The sequence below is a fragment of the Corynebacterium tuberculostearicum SK141 genome (genome assembly GCF_000175635.1).
Taxonomy (GTDB): Bacteria; Actinomycetota; Actinomycetes; order Mycobacteriales; family Mycobacteriaceae; genus Corynebacterium; species Corynebacterium tuberculostearicum_C.
Genome location: NZ_ACVP01000023.1, coordinates 66,012 through 81,757, shown reverse-complemented (window position 1 = coordinate 81,757; position 15,746 = coordinate 66,012). Strand labels below are relative to the sequence as shown.

The 15,746-nt window shown below is 60.6% G+C and carries 15 protein-coding genes; 11 read left to right on the top strand and 4 right to left on the bottom strand.

The window, feature by feature from the left end:
- The first annotated feature begins 3 nt into the window (after positions 1 to 3).
- Together aroQ and CORTU0001_RS06860 are read left to right on the top strand one after the other, a co-directional pair.
- A complete protein-coding gene (gene aroQ, locus CORTU0001_RS06865) occupies positions 4 to 432 on the top strand; it encodes a type II 3-dehydroquinate dehydratase (RefSeq protein ID WP_005328485.1) in 429 nt (142 codons plus the stop codon).
- Positions 433 to 550: 118 nt separating this feature from the next.
- The gene (locus CORTU0001_RS06860; RefSeq protein ID WP_005328483.1) at positions 551 to 1,657 is read left to right on the top strand and encodes an aminopeptidase P family protein; all 1,107 of its coding nucleotides are present in this window, start codon (positions 551 to 553) and stop codon (positions 1,655 to 1,657) included.
- Here CORTU0001_RS06860 and CORTU0001_RS06855 read toward each other — a convergent pair.
- Positions 1,654 to 2,550, bottom strand: coding sequence for a GDSL-type esterase/lipase family protein (locus CORTU0001_RS06855; RefSeq protein WP_005328481.1), 897 nt, complete (start codon positions 2,548 to 2,550; stop codon positions 1,654 to 1,656). The genes CORTU0001_RS06860 and CORTU0001_RS06855 overlap by 4 nt on opposite strands.
- Before the next feature lie 253 nt (positions 2,551 to 2,803).
- On the opposite strand from CORTU0001_RS06855, the gene efp reads away from it, so the two are divergent.
- Together efp and nusB are read left to right on the top strand one after the other, a co-directional pair.
- Positions 2,804 to 3,367, top strand: coding sequence for an elongation factor P (efp, locus tag CORTU0001_RS06850; RefSeq protein ID WP_005324919.1), 564 nt, complete (start codon positions 2,804 to 2,806; stop codon positions 3,365 to 3,367).
- Between the two features lie 11 nt (positions 3,368 to 3,378).
- Complete coding sequence (gene nusB / locus CORTU0001_RS06845) at positions 3,379 to 4,044, top strand: transcription antitermination factor NusB (RefSeq protein ID WP_005328479.1); 666 nt, start codon at positions 3,379 to 3,381, stop codon at positions 4,042 to 4,044.
- A 218-nt stretch (positions 4,045 to 4,262) separates the two neighbouring features.
- Here nusB and CORTU0001_RS06840 read toward each other — a convergent pair whose 3' ends face one another.
- From CORTU0001_RS06840 to CORTU0001_RS06830, 3 genes are all read right to left on the bottom strand, one after another.
- Positions 4,263 to 4,772: a YbjN domain-containing protein gene (locus tag CORTU0001_RS06840; RefSeq protein ID WP_005328477.1), complete on the bottom strand. Its 510-nt coding sequence runs from the start codon at positions 4,770 to 4,772 to the stop codon at positions 4,263 to 4,265.
- The gene (locus CORTU0001_RS06835) at positions 4,765 to 5,256 is read right to left on the bottom strand and encodes a YbjN domain-containing protein (RefSeq protein WP_005328475.1); all 492 of its coding nucleotides are present in this window, start codon (positions 5,254 to 5,256) and stop codon (positions 4,765 to 4,767) included. The genes CORTU0001_RS06840 and CORTU0001_RS06835 overlap by 8 nt, the downstream gene beginning before the upstream one ends.
- 74 nt (positions 5,257 to 5,330) lie before the next feature.
- The gene (locus tag CORTU0001_RS06830) at positions 5,331 to 6,683 is read right to left on the bottom strand and encodes a TIGR01777 family oxidoreductase (RefSeq protein WP_005328473.1); all 1,353 of its coding nucleotides are present in this window, start codon (positions 6,681 to 6,683) and stop codon (positions 5,331 to 5,333) included.
- A gap of 145 nt (positions 6,684 to 6,828) precedes the next feature.
- Here CORTU0001_RS06830 and pyrR point away from each other — a divergent pair, with 145 nt between their 5' ends.
- From pyrR to mihF, 7 genes are all read left to right on the top strand, one after another.
- On the top strand, positions 6,829 to 7,437 hold the full coding sequence (gene pyrR / locus CORTU0001_RS06825; protein WP_005328471.1) for a bifunctional pyr operon transcriptional regulator/uracil phosphoribosyltransferase PyrR: 609 nt from the start codon (positions 6,829 to 6,831) through the stop codon (positions 7,435 to 7,437).
- 2 nt (positions 7,438 to 7,439) lie between these two features.
- Entirely contained in the window at positions 7,440 to 8,396 is a 957-nt protein-coding gene (locus tag CORTU0001_RS06820) for an aspartate carbamoyltransferase catalytic subunit (RefSeq protein WP_005328468.1), read from the top strand.
- 34 nt (positions 8,397 to 8,430) lie between these two features.
- A complete protein-coding gene (locus tag CORTU0001_RS06815; RefSeq protein ID WP_005328467.1) occupies positions 8,431 to 9,768 on the top strand; it encodes a dihydroorotase in 1,338 nt (445 codons plus the stop codon).
- 23 nt (positions 9,769 to 9,791) lie between these two features.
- Positions 9,792 to 10,973: a glutamine-hydrolyzing carbamoyl-phosphate synthase small subunit gene (gene carA / locus CORTU0001_RS06810; protein WP_034668507.1), complete on the top strand. Its 1,182-nt coding sequence runs from the start codon at positions 9,792 to 9,794 to the stop codon at positions 10,971 to 10,973.
- 25 nt (positions 10,974 to 10,998) lie between these two features.
- Positions 10,999 to 14,340 carry a carbamoyl-phosphate synthase large subunit gene (carB, locus tag CORTU0001_RS06805; protein WP_005328465.1) on the top strand — a complete coding sequence of 1,114 codons (3,342 nt, stop codon included), beginning with the start codon at positions 10,999 to 11,001 and terminating at the stop codon, positions 14,338 to 14,340.
- A complete protein-coding gene (gene pyrF / locus CORTU0001_RS06800) occupies positions 14,324 to 15,163 on the top strand; it encodes an orotidine-5'-phosphate decarboxylase (protein WP_005328462.1) in 840 nt (279 codons plus the stop codon). Before carB ends, pyrF begins: the two co-directional genes overlap by 17 nt.
- Before the next feature lie 259 nt (positions 15,164 to 15,422).
- Complete coding sequence (gene mihF / locus CORTU0001_RS06795; RefSeq protein WP_005328460.1) at positions 15,423 to 15,743, top strand: integration host factor, actinobacterial type; 321 nt, start codon at positions 15,423 to 15,425, stop codon at positions 15,741 to 15,743.
- Positions 15,744 to 15,746 lie beyond the last annotated feature (3 nt).

Sequence of the window (15,746 nt, the reverse complement as noted above, 5' to 3'; positions counted from 1 at the left end):
AAAATGAAGATTATTGTCCTCAACGGCCCGAACTTGAACCGCTTGGGAAAACGCCAGCCGGATGTCTACGGCTCCACCACCCTGGCTGATGTAGAGCAAATGATTGCCTTGCGCGCCGCCGCGCACGGTGCAGAAGTAGAGTGCTTTCAGTCCAACCATGAGGGCGAGCTCATTGAGAAAGTGCATGCCGCCGCGGATGCGGGCCACCCAGTGATTATCAATCCCGGCGGTTTTACCCATACCTCAGTGGCCCTGCGGGATGCCCTGGCAGAGGTAGCCGATGGCGCCGGATTCGTAGAGGTGCATATTTCCAATGTGCATGCGCGCGAGCCCTTCCGCCATCACTCCTATCTCAGCCCTATCGCCCGCGGCGTCATCGCCGGGTTGGGTGTCTTCGGCTACGTGGCGGCAGTGGACTACCTCTGCCAATAGGCCCCACGAACGGGCTGGGTGGCAGCCGGCTAGAAAGAAATCCGCCCAACTGCGGTGGCAGGGTCGATATACTGGGTGGATACTTTCTACACCGCAGTCGACCCAGAAGGATGAAATCATGGCTTTGGCAGATACCCGTTTTAGTGACCGGCGCCGCAAGCTTGCCGCGGAGCTAGCCGGCCAGCGCATCGATGCCGTTCTGGTCACCCACCTCACGCACGTGCGCTACCTTTCGGGATTCTCCGGCTCGAATGGCGGGCTATTGCTGCGTAAGGACCTTACCGCGCAGGTTGCTACCGACGGCCGGTACACCACGCAGATTGCCCGCGAGGTTCCCGATCTGGAGGCTATCCAAGGCCGCGCGGTAGGAAAGGTGCTCCTGCAGCAATTTGCCGATGTCGAGGGGCCAGTTCGAGTCGGTTTTGAAGCAGACTACCTTTCGGTCTCAGAGCTGAAGGACCTGGAAGAGTCCGCCCCGGAGTCGGTTACCTTAGTTCCCATTGCCGGGGTCATTGAAAAAATTCGCTTGGTCAAGGATTCGCTCGAGCTAGAGAAGCTGGAAGAGATTGCCGCGCTGGCTAATCAGGCGCTGGAGGATCTGCTCGCCGCTGGTGAGCTGCGTGTCGGCCGCACCGAGCGCCAGGTGGCTGCCGATTTGGAATATCGGATGCGCATGCTCGGCTCGGAGCGAGTGAGCTTCGATACCATCGTGGCTTCCGGTCCGAACTCGGCGATGCCGCACCATGGCGCTGATGACCGGGTCATCGAGGACGGTGACCTAGTGACCATCGATTTTGGTGCTCACCTACGCGGGTTCAACTCCGATTGCACCCGCACCTACGTCGTGGGCACGGCGAATGACTTTGCCAAGGAAATCTATGATGTGGTGCTCCGCGCCCAAAAGGCAGGCGTGGCAGCGTCGGTGCCGGGCGCTAAGCTTGCCGACGTCGACGCCGCCTGCCGCGATCTCATCTCCGCCGCCGGCTATGGCGACTACTTTGTGCACTCGACGGGCCACGGTGTGGGCCTAGACGTCCACGAAGCACCGTCCGCGGCACAGACCGGTAAGGGCGAGCTCGCCGCCGGTATGACCCTGACCATCGAGCCGGGCATCTATGTGCCTGGCAAGGGCGGCGTGCGCATCGAAGATACCCTCATCATTACCGATGGCGCACCGAAGATCATTACCGCCGCGACGAAGGAATTTACTGAACTGCCCGCCTAGTGAGCCAGCACCTTGGAGTTAAGCAGCTGGGCGACGTTGCGGTTGCCCAGGTGCGTGAGGTGATTGAAGAGGTTGTGCGGTACGGAGTACTCCCACTTGCCGGAAACCCAGCGGGTGCTGTCCGGCGCGCACATGCCGTGATCAATGGAATCGGCGCGTAGGTCGTAGTACTGCACGCCGTTTGCGCGGGCTGCCTTGTACATGGCGCTATTAACCTGGTCCTCGCCGGTGCGAACCAAGCCCGCGTAGTCCATGTTGAAACCGGCTTCAGAGGAACCCGGTGCGGAGGTACGCAGCGGGCAAACCGCGCCATTGCGGGCGGAGATGGCGGGATAGCCTACAACGGTGATGTGGGCATTCGGGGCAGCGTGGCGGACCCGCTGGATCGAATTCTTCATGCCGTCGTAGTAAGGGTTGGAAGAAGAAAGCGATGGGCGCACGATTTCCTGGAAGTCATTAGCGCCGAATTGAATCAAAACGTTTTTCGTTTGGCCATTGAGATCATTATTAGCAATGGCTCCGTTGATCTGCTCATTGAAGTCCTTGCGGTGCGAGTGGCCGGCGGCCTTCGCCGCAGAGCATGCGTAGTTGGCTACATGCTGACCAGAAACACGGCCCAGCTCGCGGCCAACGTTGCTCTGACCCTGCGGGCAGCCCTGTGGGGATGGTGCGCCTGGAGCGTCTTCGATGCCGTGGGTGGCAGACGAGAGCGTAGTGCCCGCCGAAGGGGACAAGCTCGAGGTCGTGCCAACTTGGCCATAGGTTGGGTTGGCGAAAACAGAATCGCCGAACATCACGGTCTGGGCGTCTGCTGCCATGGCCTGCGGAGCGGACAGTGCTGCTACGGCTGCGCCAGTAGCGGTAGCCGCGGCGTAGAGCTTCTTGAGAGGCATCGCAAAAATCCTTGGTAGGTATGTGAAAAATCAATTAAGCAAAGCCTTATCGTACAGCGAGTTATTGCTGGATAAAAACCTTCGATTGTTCGCGTGTCTGATGGTTTAGGGCAGGCGGCGGGCCCCGAAAGTCACTCCGCTGGTAACTGTGGGGAAGAAATGGGGGACCGGTAATACCCCAAGGGGCAGTTGTCCGGTAGGCTTAAACATTGTTTTCAACCTTTAGTCCACAATTTTCGGGAGTTTAACCGCAATGGCTGATACTACTGATTTCAAGAACGGTCTCGTTCTGAAGATCGACAACAAACTGATGCAGATCGTTGAGTTCCAGCACGTGAAGCCGGGCAAGGGCCCAGCCTTCGTGCGTACCAAGCTCAAGGATGTTGTCTCCGGTAAGACCGTGGACAAGACCTGGAATGCTGGTGTTAAGGTAGAGACCGCTACCGTGGACCGCCGCGATATGACCTACCTGTACAACGATGGCACCAGCTACGTTGTTATGGATGAAAAGACCTTCGAGCAGTACGAGCTCCCGCCGGAGAAGTTCGGCGATGCCGCTCGCTTCCTGCTGGAGAACATGCGTGTTCAGGTTTCCTTCTACGAGGATGAGGCACTCTTTGCAGAACTGCCTATTTCCGTAGACCTTAAGGTCGAGCACACCGAGCCTGGCCTGCAGGGCGACCGTTCTTCCGGCGGCACCAAGCCTGCCACCCTGGAAACCGGTGCTGAGATCCAGGTTCCGCTGTTCATCGAGATCGGCAACGTTCTCAAGATCGACACCCGTACCGGCGAGTACCTCTCCCGCGTTAACAACTAGGGCATCTGACTGTGTCTGATAACACCCCTAAGCGCGATATCAACTACAAGCGGCACACCGCGCGGTACCGTGCACGTCGTCGTGCCGCCGATATCCTCTACGAAGCAGAAAACAGGGACGTTGACCCCGTTGCCATCGTGGAGGATCGCATCGCCTTGGCACGTGAGGATCGCAACGCGGTAGCGCCTGTGGCCGAATACACGCAGGTGATTGTTAAGGGCGTAGCCGAAGAGCTGGATGCCATCGATGACACCATCTCTCGCTTCCTTGCCGAGGACTGGGAACTGCACCGCATTCCGGCCGTTGACCGTGCGATCCTGCGCCTGTCGGTATGGGAGCTGCTGTTCAACCCGGATATTCCCACCGCTACTGCGGTCGTGGAAGGCGTGGAGATTGCCTCCCAGTATTCCAACGATCAAGCGGCGCCATACATTCACGCTGTGTTGGATGACGTTGCACAATCCCGTTCTGCGGAAAACCCGATGTCCGCAGAACACCAGGGTAGCGATGCGGATACGGACGGCGAAGATTCGACCGACGAGGAGCCGCTAGACTCCGACAACGCGGATGATGCGGCCGTGGATACTTCCGCATCCACCGCTTCGGACTTCGCTGCCGCGGCCGATGACTCGGCTGTAGCAGACCGTTCTGCGCAGCAGGACCCCACTGCGGAATAGTCAGGTTTAGACTGGCCCGCATACTTAAACCGCCCGCCCAGCTCGATGGTGAAGAGCTGTGGCGGGCGGTATTTTCATGCCCAAGACCGTGCCAATCGACGCTCATCCTCGCGTCTCCGTGTGCCCAGTATGGCCAAGAGCAAAAAGAACTCTCCCCGTCACCCTTGCGTCATTGTTAAGGCAGAAGGAGAGGGGAGAGCAGTGAATTCTAGGGCGGCTTAGCTCTGCGGGGCGTCGCTTGCGGCAGCGTCGCCAGATCCGGCGTTGGCTGCGGTCTCGGAGCCAAGCTTGGCCATCTCTTCGGCGGCAGAAACCATGGCGTCCTGGCCGCGGATGACGCCATCCACGGCGGACTTCAGGGCAGCCTGCAGCTGCTCATCGGTCATGCCGGCGGCGGCAGGGATATCGCGCTCGGTGCGCACCACGAGCATGTCATCGTGCTCCGAGATAACTGCGCGGGCGCCGAAGGCTACGGAGTTGATCTGGTTAGCCGCGAGGAAGAGGCCGGCATCGGCCTTGGAGTAGGCGGCGTCGGTAGGCACATCGCAGCGGACAATAACCACGGAATCGAGAACCGCGAACATGGTGGGCAGGCCGTTGAGGTTGGCGGTAGCTGCCTCGATGTCGCTGTCCATCTTGGTCAATTCGATGTCGAAGGTGCGCATGGCCTCGACAACGCGGTCAAGGGTGATCTCCGGCAGATTGTTTTCGGTAGAGGCATTAGTCATGGTTGTGCTCCTCCCAAGTCACGAGCTGTGGGTAGTGTTCTTCCACGAAGGCGAAGGACTGCAGCATAGAATCCAGCGTGGACATCACGAAGGCGCCGATCTGATTGCGGGACAAACCGTGGGCAATGTTGATCTCGCGCACGCCGGAGACGGCGAGGGTATTCTCGGCTGACTCAAAGAAGCGCAGGGTCGGCGCGAAGTGCTGCTGGTTCCACTGGTTGAGCACCGTCAACAGGGTAGGGCCCTCAGAAGAAGGCACATTGCCGCGCCACACGGAATCCGCCACGAGCACATCATCGCGCACCTGCATGGCGATGGCGACGTTGGAGAAACCCGTGCGCAGGATCTGCACGGTTTCTTCCTCGCTCACTGGCTGCTCTTCGAGGCGGTATTCCAGGTTCTCAGATGCAAAGATCTCGCCGATGCGCTCGAGAGTTACGGGCTCTACCGGCGTATCGGGATACAGGGTTGGTTCTTCAGACACTTAAGTAGTCTCAATCCATGTACTAATCGGGGATAAAGGTCAACCTTTGCCAGTTTACCTAAGTTCCCATCCAGTTAGTGGGACTGCCATAGACGCTCGCCGCCAAGTTCGTGCGCGAGAGCAGTATCGATCGTGGGGTAGCGGAAAGTATGCCCGATGTTGTGTAGAACCGTAGGGCTTACGCGTTGTTGCGCCAAGGCCAACTCTTGGGCGCCTTCCTTGCCCAGCAAGATTGCGGGACCGAAGGGTGGAACGGGAAGCAATGCCGGACGGTGTAGCTCAGAGCCAAGGGCTTTGACGAAGTCCTTGTTGAGCACCGGGTTAGGCGAGGCCGCATTGACCGGGCGTTCCAGCGAATCGTCCACGATGGCGCGGAAGTAGGCATCCGTCAGGTCATCGAGGGCAACCCAGCTGAACCAGAACTCACCGTCGCCGAAGGGGCCGCCTAGGCCGGTGGAGAAGAGGGCGCGCAGCAGCGGCAGGAGGCCGGAACCGCCCGACATGGCAATGCCGGTACGAATATTGACCACGCGGGCGCCCGCGGCGCGGGCAGGCTCGCAGGCGCGCTCCCAGTCGACTACTACGTCTGCCAGGAAGCCTTCGCCAGGTGCGGAGTCTTCGGTGAGGACCTCATCGCCGCGGTCGGATCCGTAGTAGCCCACGGCAGAGGCACAGACCATGGTGTGGACGGAATCTGTAGTCCCTGCTACCTGAGCTAGGCGCTCGGTGGGGCCAACGCGGGAATCGCGGATGGCGGCCTTGTGCTCGTCATTAAAGCGGCCGAAGATGGGCTCGCCTGCCAGGTGGACGAGGACGTCGACCCCGCGCAGGAGGTCGGGATCGGGCTGCTCTGGTCGCCAGGTGCGCTGGCCCTTGGAAGCTGTGCCGCGCACGAGCTGGATCACCGTGTGCCCGGCGGTGCGCAGTTGGACGGTAAGCGCTGTACCCACGCTGCCGCGGGAGCCGGTCATGGCGATGGTAAGTGGTTGGGTGTTCAAGGAGGCGTCGGCAAGCCGCTGGAGAAAGGAAAAATCCTCAATGAGCTGGTGCTGCCGATAAGCAAAGACCGATTTCAGCGCCGCCGAAGGGATGCGGGTAGTAACTTCATCGCGAACGAGCGTGCCGTCCGGGTGGTCCGCAAAGGTGTGGTGGTGCTGCCATGTGGCAAATTTGCGAATGGGGGAGTTTACGCACACATCGGTGAACTCATAGCCCTCGCGGTACTGGGAAAGTTTATGCTGAGCGGTCCAGCGCAGGCCGCCCGGAAGGCCCAGGATGGAGGTGCCATCGCCCAGGCTGTCTGCCTGCTGGATGGGCGTCATGAAGGAAAAGGGGGCGTTCAGGCGGGTTAAAGCGCCTTGGCGGGTATGCCATTGCCAGACCTGCTCGCGCGGGGCGGGGACTATGTGTTCGGCGGAAAAACTCACTTCTTGATGCGCCTCCTTCTTTTCGCCCTCACCCAAATGGTGGGGAAGGTGCTAGAGTGTTTTGTGTCTAACAGCATAGACATTTTTTAGACCATCAACCGGCATCCTTTAAAGACCGCACCGTGAGGCGGGGAAGGAGGTCACGATGAGTGGAACTGACGCTACCGCGAACAAGCTAGAGCTTTTAAGCTCCGACGATGTTTCGCGTACCGTTGCACGCATCGCGCACCAGATCATTGAAAAAACGGCGCTCGATTCCGCGGACGCACCGCGGGTCATTCTGCTTGGCATTCCCTCTGGTGGCGTGCCGCTTGCACAGCGCCTAGCGCACAAGATTGAAGAATTTTCCGGGGTTGCAGTCCCGTGGGGCTCCCTCGATATCACCCTCTACCGCGATGACCTGCTAGGAAAACCGCATCGCGCTCTCCAACCGACGACCATTCCCACCGGTGGCATTGATAACTCCACCGTTATTTTGGTCGACGATGTGCTGTATTCCGGCCGCACTATCCGCGCCGCCTTGGACGCGTTGAGTGACGTGGGCCGTCCCGACATTATTCAGCTGGCCGTCCTGGTAGATCGCGGCCACCGCGAGGTTCCTATCCGCGCCGACTATGTGGGAAAGAATCTGCCCACCGCGCGAGAAGAAGACGTCAGCGTATACAACAGCGAGATTGACGGCCGGGATGCGGTCGTATTGACCCGAGCCGCCGCAACTACTAACGGAACCGGCTCCGAAACGGGGGAGGCATAACCATGAAGCACCTCATCGATATGGCAGAGCTGGACCGAAGCGAAATTATCGGTCTAATGGATGAAGCAGATCGCTTCCGCGAGGCCCTCGAAGGCCGTGAGGTAAAGAAGCTGCCGACCCTGCGGGGCCGGACCATCTATACCCTCTTTTATGAAAACTCCACCCGCACCCGCTCTTCCTTTGAAACGGCCGGCAAGTGGATGTCCGCGGACGTTATTAACCTGTCCGCCTCCACCTCCTCGGTAAAGAAGGGCGAGTCCCTGAAGGATACGGGCCTGACCTTGGCCGCCATCGGCGCCGATGCGATCATCATGCGCCACCCTTCCTCTGGTGCGCCCCAGCAGCTGGCCCAGTGGGTTGCCCCTAATGGCAAGGGACCTTCAGTGATCAACGCGGGCGATGGTGCGCACCAGCACCCAACGCAGGCGCTTCTCGACGCCGTCACGATGCGCCAGCGCCTAGGACTGCACAGCGAGGAAGGCTTTGCCGGCCTGAAGGTAAAGATCGTGGGCGATTGCCTGCACTCGCGCGTCGTGCGCTCCAACGTAGATCTGCTCACTACCCTCGGTGCAGAAGTAACCCTCGTAGGCCCAGCCACCCTCATGCCCTTTGGGGTGGAGAATTGGCCGGTGCGCGTGTCCTATGACTTTGATGCGGAAATCGCAGACGCCGACGTCATCATGATGCTGCGCGTACAGCAAGAGCGCATGAATGGCGGCTTCTTCCCCTCCCACCGCGAATACGCCAACCTCTTTGGCCTGTCCAAGGATCGCGCGGCGGCCATGCACAAGGACGCCATCGTCATGCACCCAGGCCCCATGCTGCGCGGCATGGAGATTAACTACGGCGTCGCAGATTTGGACAAAACTGCAGTCCTCCAGCAGGTGCACAACGGTGTACACGCCCGCATGGCGGTGCTGTTTACCCTGCTGACCAATGGCGAAAACGCCGGCATTTAAAACCGCGACCCACACTCAACTTTAGGGAGAGACAATGACTACTTACCCGGAAACCGGTCGCCTTTCCGCGCCGGCGGAAACCCCACTGGTAATTAAGAATGTGCGCCTGTACGGCGAAGGCGAGCCCACCGATGTCGTGGTCAAGGACGGCATCATCGCTGCCATCGGCGCCACGCCAGAAGCCGAGGATGCACAGGTCATCGACGGCCAGGGCAACGTGCTCTTGCCGGGCCTGGTGGATATGCACGTGCACCTGCGCGAGCCCGGTCGCGAGGATACCGAGACTATCGAGACCGGCTCCAAGGCTGCCGCCAAAGGCGGTTTCACCGCCGTGTTCACCATGGCTAATACCAACCCGGTGACAGACCAGCCGATCATCGCTGAGTCCGTGTGGGCCAAGTCCCAAGCACTGGCGCTGTGCGACGTCCACCCGGTGGGCTCCATTACCAAGGGCCTGGAAGGCAAGACCCTCACTGAGTTCGGCATGATGGCCCGCTCGGACGCCAAGGTGCGCATGTTCTCCGATGACGGCAAGTGCGTCCAGGATCCGCAGCTCATGCGTCGCGCCTTGGAATATGCCAAGGGCATGGACGTGCTGCTGGCTCAGCACGCGGAGGATGGCCGCATGACCGGCGGTGCTTCCGCCCATGAAGGCGAGACCGCGGCCAAGCTCGGCCTGCGCGGGTGGCCGCGCGTGGCGGAGGAATCCATCGTGGCCCGCGACGCCTTGTTGGCGCGCGACTACGGCAACCGCGTGCACATCTGCCACGCCTCGACCCAGGGCACCGTGGAGCTGCTGAAGTGGGCAAAGGAGCAGGATATTCCTCTCACCGCCGAGGTAACCCCGCACCACCTATTGATGACCGATGACAAGCTGCGCACCTACGATGGTCTCTTCCGCGTCAACCCGCCGCTGCGCGAACAACGCGATACCGAGGCCCTGCGCGAGGCGCTGCTCAACGGCACCATTGACTGCGTCGCCACCGACCACGCCCCGCACGGCTCCGAAGACAAGTGCGTGGAGTTTGAAAATGCCCGCCCAGGCATGTTGGGCCTGGAATCTTCCCTGGCCGTCATTGCCAAGATCTTCGTCGAGACCGGCTTGGCCGATTGGCGCTTTGTCGCCCGCGTGATGTCCGAGCGCCCCGCAGAAATCACCCGCCTGCCAGGCCATGGCCGCCCCATCGCAGAGGGCGAGCCAGCTAACTTGACCATTGTGGACCCAAACCACCACTGGGTTTCTGATTCCTCGAAGCTGGCCTCCAAGTCCGAAAACAACCCTTACGCTGGCGAAGAATTTGGCGCCCGCGTTACCCACACCATTTTGCGAGGTGCCGTCACTTTTGACTTGGCAGCCTCCGAAGAAGACTAACCTTGCACACTGAGACCACCTATATGGCAGAGAAAGGCCACGACGTGACTGATAGAACCCCAGCAATCCTCGTTCTCGCGGACGGGCGCACCTTCCGCGGTTATGGCTTTGGCGCCACCGGCACCACCTTGGGCGAGGCCGTATTCACCACGGCGATGACCGGCTACCAGGAGACCATGACGGACCCGTCTTACCACCGCCAGATTGTGGTTTCCGCAGCGCCGCACATTGGCAATACCGGTTGGAACGACGAGGACAATGAGTCCCACGGCAACCACATCTGGGTTGCGGGCCTCGTCATCCGCGACCTCGCGCAGCGCGTATCCAACTGGCGCGCGGAGCGCAGCCTGAGCGAGGAGATGGAAAAGCAGGGTGTCATCGGCATCCGCGGCATCGATACCCGCACCTTGGTACGCCACCTGCGCAACTACGGCTCCATTGCCGCCGGCCTGTTCTCCGGCGAAGCTGCAAAGCGCCCGGTAGAGGAGTTGCTCAAGGAAGTTAAGTCCCAGGACTCCATGGAAGGCGCCGACCTCGCCGCGGAGGTATCTACTGACGAGCCCTACACGGTTGAGGCCGTAGGGGAGAAGAAGTACACCGTCGTTGCCTTCGATATGGGTGTGAAGACCGCAACCCCGCGCCACTTTTCTCAGCGCGGCATCGAAACCGTCGTCGTGCCCGCGAATACCTCCTTTGACAAGGTGAAGTCTTATAACCCGGATGGTGTCTTCGTCTCCAACGGCCCGGGTGACCCGGCTACCGCCGATGAAATGGTGGGCATCATCAAGCAGGTGCTCGAAGCCAAGATCCCGTTCTTCGGCATCTGCTTTGGCAACCAGCTCCTGGGCCGCGCGCTGGGCCTGGACACCTACAAGATGAAGTTCGGCCACCGCGGCATCAACGTGCCGGTGCGCAATAACGTGACCGGCAAGATTGATATCACCTCCCAGAACCACGGTTTCGCGCTGAAGGCGCCGGAAGGCTATGACCTAAACAGCAATGACGCCGAGTTCGCCACCGACTTCGGCCCCGCGCAGGTCACCCACATCTGCCTCAACGACGACACCGTCGAGGGCGTGGCATTGCGCAACGGCATGGCCTACTCCGTGCAGTATCACCCAGAATCCGCTGCGGGCCCGCACGATGCCAACCCGCTATTTGATCAGTTTGAAGAACTGATGGCTAACCACACCCCAAATAAGTAGACAACCAGGAAAAGGAAGAATAACTATGCCAAAGCGCAACGACATCAACCACGTCCTGGTCATCGGCTCCGGCCCAATCGTCATCGGCCAGGCTTGCGAGTTCGACTACTCCGGTACCCAGGCCTGCCGCGTGCTCAAGGAGGAGGGCCTGCGCGTAACTCTGGTCAACTCCAACCCGGCCACCATCATGACCGACCCTGAGTTTGCGGATCACACCTACGTCGAGCCTATCGAGCCGGAATACATCGAAAAGATTCTGGTCAAGGAGCGCGAAGAGGGCAACCCCATCGACGCCGTGCTGGCTACCTTGGGCGGCCAGACCGCGCTGAACGCAGCAGTTCAGCTTGACCGCCAGGGAATTCTGGACAAGTACGGCATCGAGCTCATCGGCGCAGATATTGACGCCATCGAGCGCGGCGAGGACCGCCAGAAGTTTAAGGACATCGTCGCCTCCATCGGCGGTGAGTCCGCCCGCTCCGCTGTGTGCCACAACATGGATGAGGTTCACGAGACCGTCGACAAGCTCGGCCTGCCCGTTGTTGTCCGCCCCTCCTTCACCATGGGTGGCTTGGGCTCCGGTCTGGCCTTCAATAATGAGGATTTGGACCGCATCGCCGGCGGCGGCTTGGCTGCATCCCCTGAGGCCAACGTGCTCATTGAGGAATCCATCCTGGGCTGGAAGGAATACGAGCTCGAGCTCATGCGCGATGGCGATGACAACGTCGTGGTCGTTGCCTCCATCGAAAACGTCGACGCCCTAGGCGTGCACACCGGCGATTCCGTCACCGTCGCCCCGGCGCTGACGCTTACTGACCGTGAGTTCCAGAAGATGCGTGACTTGGGCATTGCCATCATCCGCGAGGTCGGCGTCGATACTGGCGGCTGTAATATTCAGTTCGCGGTTAACCCGGAAGACGGCCGCATCATCGTCATCGAGATGAACCCGCGCGTGTCCCGTTCCTCCGCGCTGGCCTCCAAGGCCACCGGTTTCCCGATTGCCAAGCTGGCGGCCAAGCTCGCCATTGGCTACACCTTGGACGAGGTGCAAAACGACATCACCGGCGAGACCAAGGCAGCCTTCGAACCGACCCTGGACTACGTCATTGTCAAGGCCCCACGCTTTGCTTTTGAGAAGTTCCCGGGTGCCGATGACACCTTGACCACCACCATGAAGTCCGTGGGCGAGGCCATGGGCATCGGCCGTAACTATATCGCGGGCCTGAACAAGGTCATGCGTTCTTTGGAAAACAAGCCCAATGGCTTCTGGACCAAGCCGGATGAGTACTTCGCGGGCGAGCGTGCTACTGACCTGCAGGCCGTGCTCAAGGATCTGGAGCGCCCGACCGAGGGCCGCATGTACGACATCGAGCTGGCCCTTCGCCTTGGCGCTTCAATCGACGAGGTCCACGAAGCTTCCGGCGTTGACCCCTGGTTCATCGCTGAGCTGGCCACGTTGGTGGCCTTCCGCCAGGAGCTTATCGACGCCCCAGTGCTCACCGAGGAGCTGCTGCGCGAGGCCAAGGTCTTTGGGCTTTCCGACGCCCAGATTGCCGCCCTTCGCCCCGAATTCAACGGCGAGGATGGCGTACGCAGCCTGCGCTGGCGCATGGGCATCCGCCCCGTGTACAAGACCGTAGATACCTGTGCCGGCGAGTTCGAGGCCCAGACCCCGTACCACTACAGCTCCTATGAGCTCGACCCGGATGCCGAGACCGAGGTTCGCCCGGCACCGGAAGGCTCCAAGGGCAAGGTCATCATTTTGGGCTCCGGTCCTAACCGCATTGGTCAAGGTATTGAGTTCGACTACTCCTGCGTTCACGCGGCCCTTGAGCTTTCGGAGCAGGGCTATGAGACCGTCATGGTCAACTGCAACCCGGAGACCGTCTCCACCGACTATGACACCGCAGACCGCCTCTACTTCGAGCCGCTGACCTTTGAGGACGTAATGGAGGTCTACCACGCGGAGGCCGCTTCCGGTGACGTTGCTGGCGTGATTGTCCAGCTGGGTGGCCAGACGCCGCTGGGCCTTGCCGCTCGCTTGGAGGAGGCAGGCGTTCCGGTCGTGGGCACCAGCCCTGCAGCTATCGACTCCGCCGAGGACCGCGGCGAATTCGGCAAGGTCCTCGATGAGGCAGAATTGGCAGCTCCGGAATACGGCACCGCCACCTCCTTCGCGGAGGCCCGCGAGGTTGCTTCCTCCATCGGCTACCCAGTACTGGTTCGTCCGTCCTACGTGCTGGGCGGCCGCGGTATGGAAATCGTCTACGACGAAAAGGCGCTGGAAGACTACATTGAGCGTGCCACCGAGCTGTCTCCGGACCACCCGGTTCTGGTGGACCGCTTCCTGGATTCCGCCATCGAGATTGACGTTGATGCACTGTGCGACGGCAACGAGGTCTACCTGGGCGGCGTCATGGAGCACATCGAGGAGGCCGGTATTCACTCCGGTGACTCCTCCTGTGCGCTGCCACCGATGACGCTCGGACCCGAGGACATTGAAAAGGTCCGCACGTCTACCCGCTTGCTCGCCGAGGGCATTGGCGTCAAGGGCCTGATGAACGTCCAGTTCGCCTTGAAGGATGACATCCTCTACGTCATTGAGGCCAACCCACGTGCTTCCCGTACCGTGCCGTTCGTCTCCAAGGCCACCGGCGTACCACTGGCTAAGGCAGCTTCTCGCGTCATGATGGGCTCGAGCATCGCCGACCTGCGCGCCGAAGGCATGATTCCTTCCGAATACGACGGTGGCTCTTTGCCGCTGGAGCACCCGATTGCCGTCAAGGAAGCAGTCTTGCCATTCAACCGCTTCCGCCGCCCTGATGGCAGCCTGCTCGATACGTTGCTCTCGCCAGAGATGAAATCCACCGGTGAGGTCATGGGCTTGGCTACCAACTTTGGCGCGGCCTATGCCAAGGGCGAAATTGCAGCCTTCGCCGTGCCGCCCACGGAGGGCACCGTCTTCGTTTCTGTTGCCAACCGCGACAAGCGCACCCTGATCTTCCCGATTCAGCGCCTGGCCAACATGGGCTACAACATCGTCGCTACCGCCGGCACCGCCCAGATGCTGCGCCGCAACGGTATCGAGTGCGAGGTTGCCGCCAAGGTCTCTGAGGCCAAGGAAGGCGAAGAGTCCATCGTGGATAAGATTTTCAACGGCGAGATCGACTGGATTCTCAATACCCCGGCCGGCTCCGCCGGTGCCCGCCACGACGGCTACGATATCCGCGCCGCGGCTGTCCACATGGAGATTCCGCTGGTGACCACCGTGCAGGGTGTAACCGCGGCTGTCCAGGGCATCGAAGCGATGCGCATTGGCAACCTCCAGGTACGCGCACTCCAGGAGCTTGAGCATGGCCCACAGCACTAAAGGATTTGGCGAGCGGCTAGAAGAAGCCGGTCAGGAACGTGGGCGTCTGTGCGTCGGCATCGACCCACACCCATATCTCTTGGAGAAGTGGGGGCTGGAGCCCACCGCTGATGGTTTGCGGACCTTTAGCATGCGCTGCGTTGAAGCCTTTAGCGATACCGCTGCCTTGGTAAAGCCACAGGTTGCTTTCTTTGAGCGCTTTGGCTCCCAGGGTTTTGCGGTCCTCGAAGACGTTCTGGCCGCCCTGCGCGAAGCGGGCTGCCTAACTGTGGCCGATGCCAAGCGCGGCGATATTGGCTCCACTATGGCCGGCTACGCAGACGCATGGCTCGGCGATAGTTCGCCGCTGCGCGCAGACTCTGTGACCGTGTCGCCCTATCTAGGCGTTGGTGCACTCGGGCCGGTATTCACCAAGGCCGAAGAAACCGGCCGCGGTGTATTCGTCTTGGCGGCTACCTCCAACCCGGAGGCACGTGCCATCCAGTCGGTCCCGGTGGGCGAGGAAAGCACTATCGCTCAGGGCGTCGTCGATGAATGCGCCGCGTTCAATGTCGAGGCGCAGAAGGCTAACAAGCCTGGCGATGTCGGCGTAGTCGTCGGCGCTACGTTGGACAATCCACCGCGCCTCGATGCGCTCAATGGACCGGTTCTTCTGCCCGGTGTTGGCGCTCAGGGCGCCGGCCCAGAGCAGGTGCACGGCATTGTTTCTGCTCGTCCATCGCTGGGATTCGCCAATGTGTCTCGAGCAGTGCTGGAGCAGGGGCCTGACGTCGCTGACCTGCGCAAAGCGGTTGCTCAGGTGGCGGCCGAGTTCCGGGACTAAAAGGGGCGGCGTGGCTGATTAACGGCCGCGCCGTTTACCTGGTACTTTGTTTAAGGTATGTGCGGTGACGTGCTAAAATAGGCGTGCTTTTGGACCCGCTAATCGTCACCGTTCAATGAGCAGTGCTAGGATTGCCAGAAGTCGGTTTGCTCGAAGGTTATTGATGACTTTCCGCGGTGTATAAACTGCGTTAGGCAGCCGTAATCTGGTACCAAGTACTAGACGTAACAGAATCAATCTAATGAATCGGAGGAAACCCGTGGCCCTTCCAAAGTTGACTGATGAGCAGCGCAAGGAAGCTCTCGCAAAGGCCGCTGAGGCCCGAAAGGCTCGCGCCGAGCTCAAGGCTGCGCTCAAGCGCGGCGAGACCGACCTGAAGGACGTGCTCGAAAAGGCTGAGACCGATGAGATCATCGGCAAGACCAAGGTTTCTGCACTCCTCGAGGCTCTGCCGAAGGTTGGCAAGGTCAAGGCTAAGGAAATCATGGAGGACCTGGAGATTGCTCAGACCCGCCGTCTGCGCGGCCTAGGTGAGCGTCAGCGTCGTGCTCTCCTCGAGCGTTTCGGCTACGGCGAATAGTCA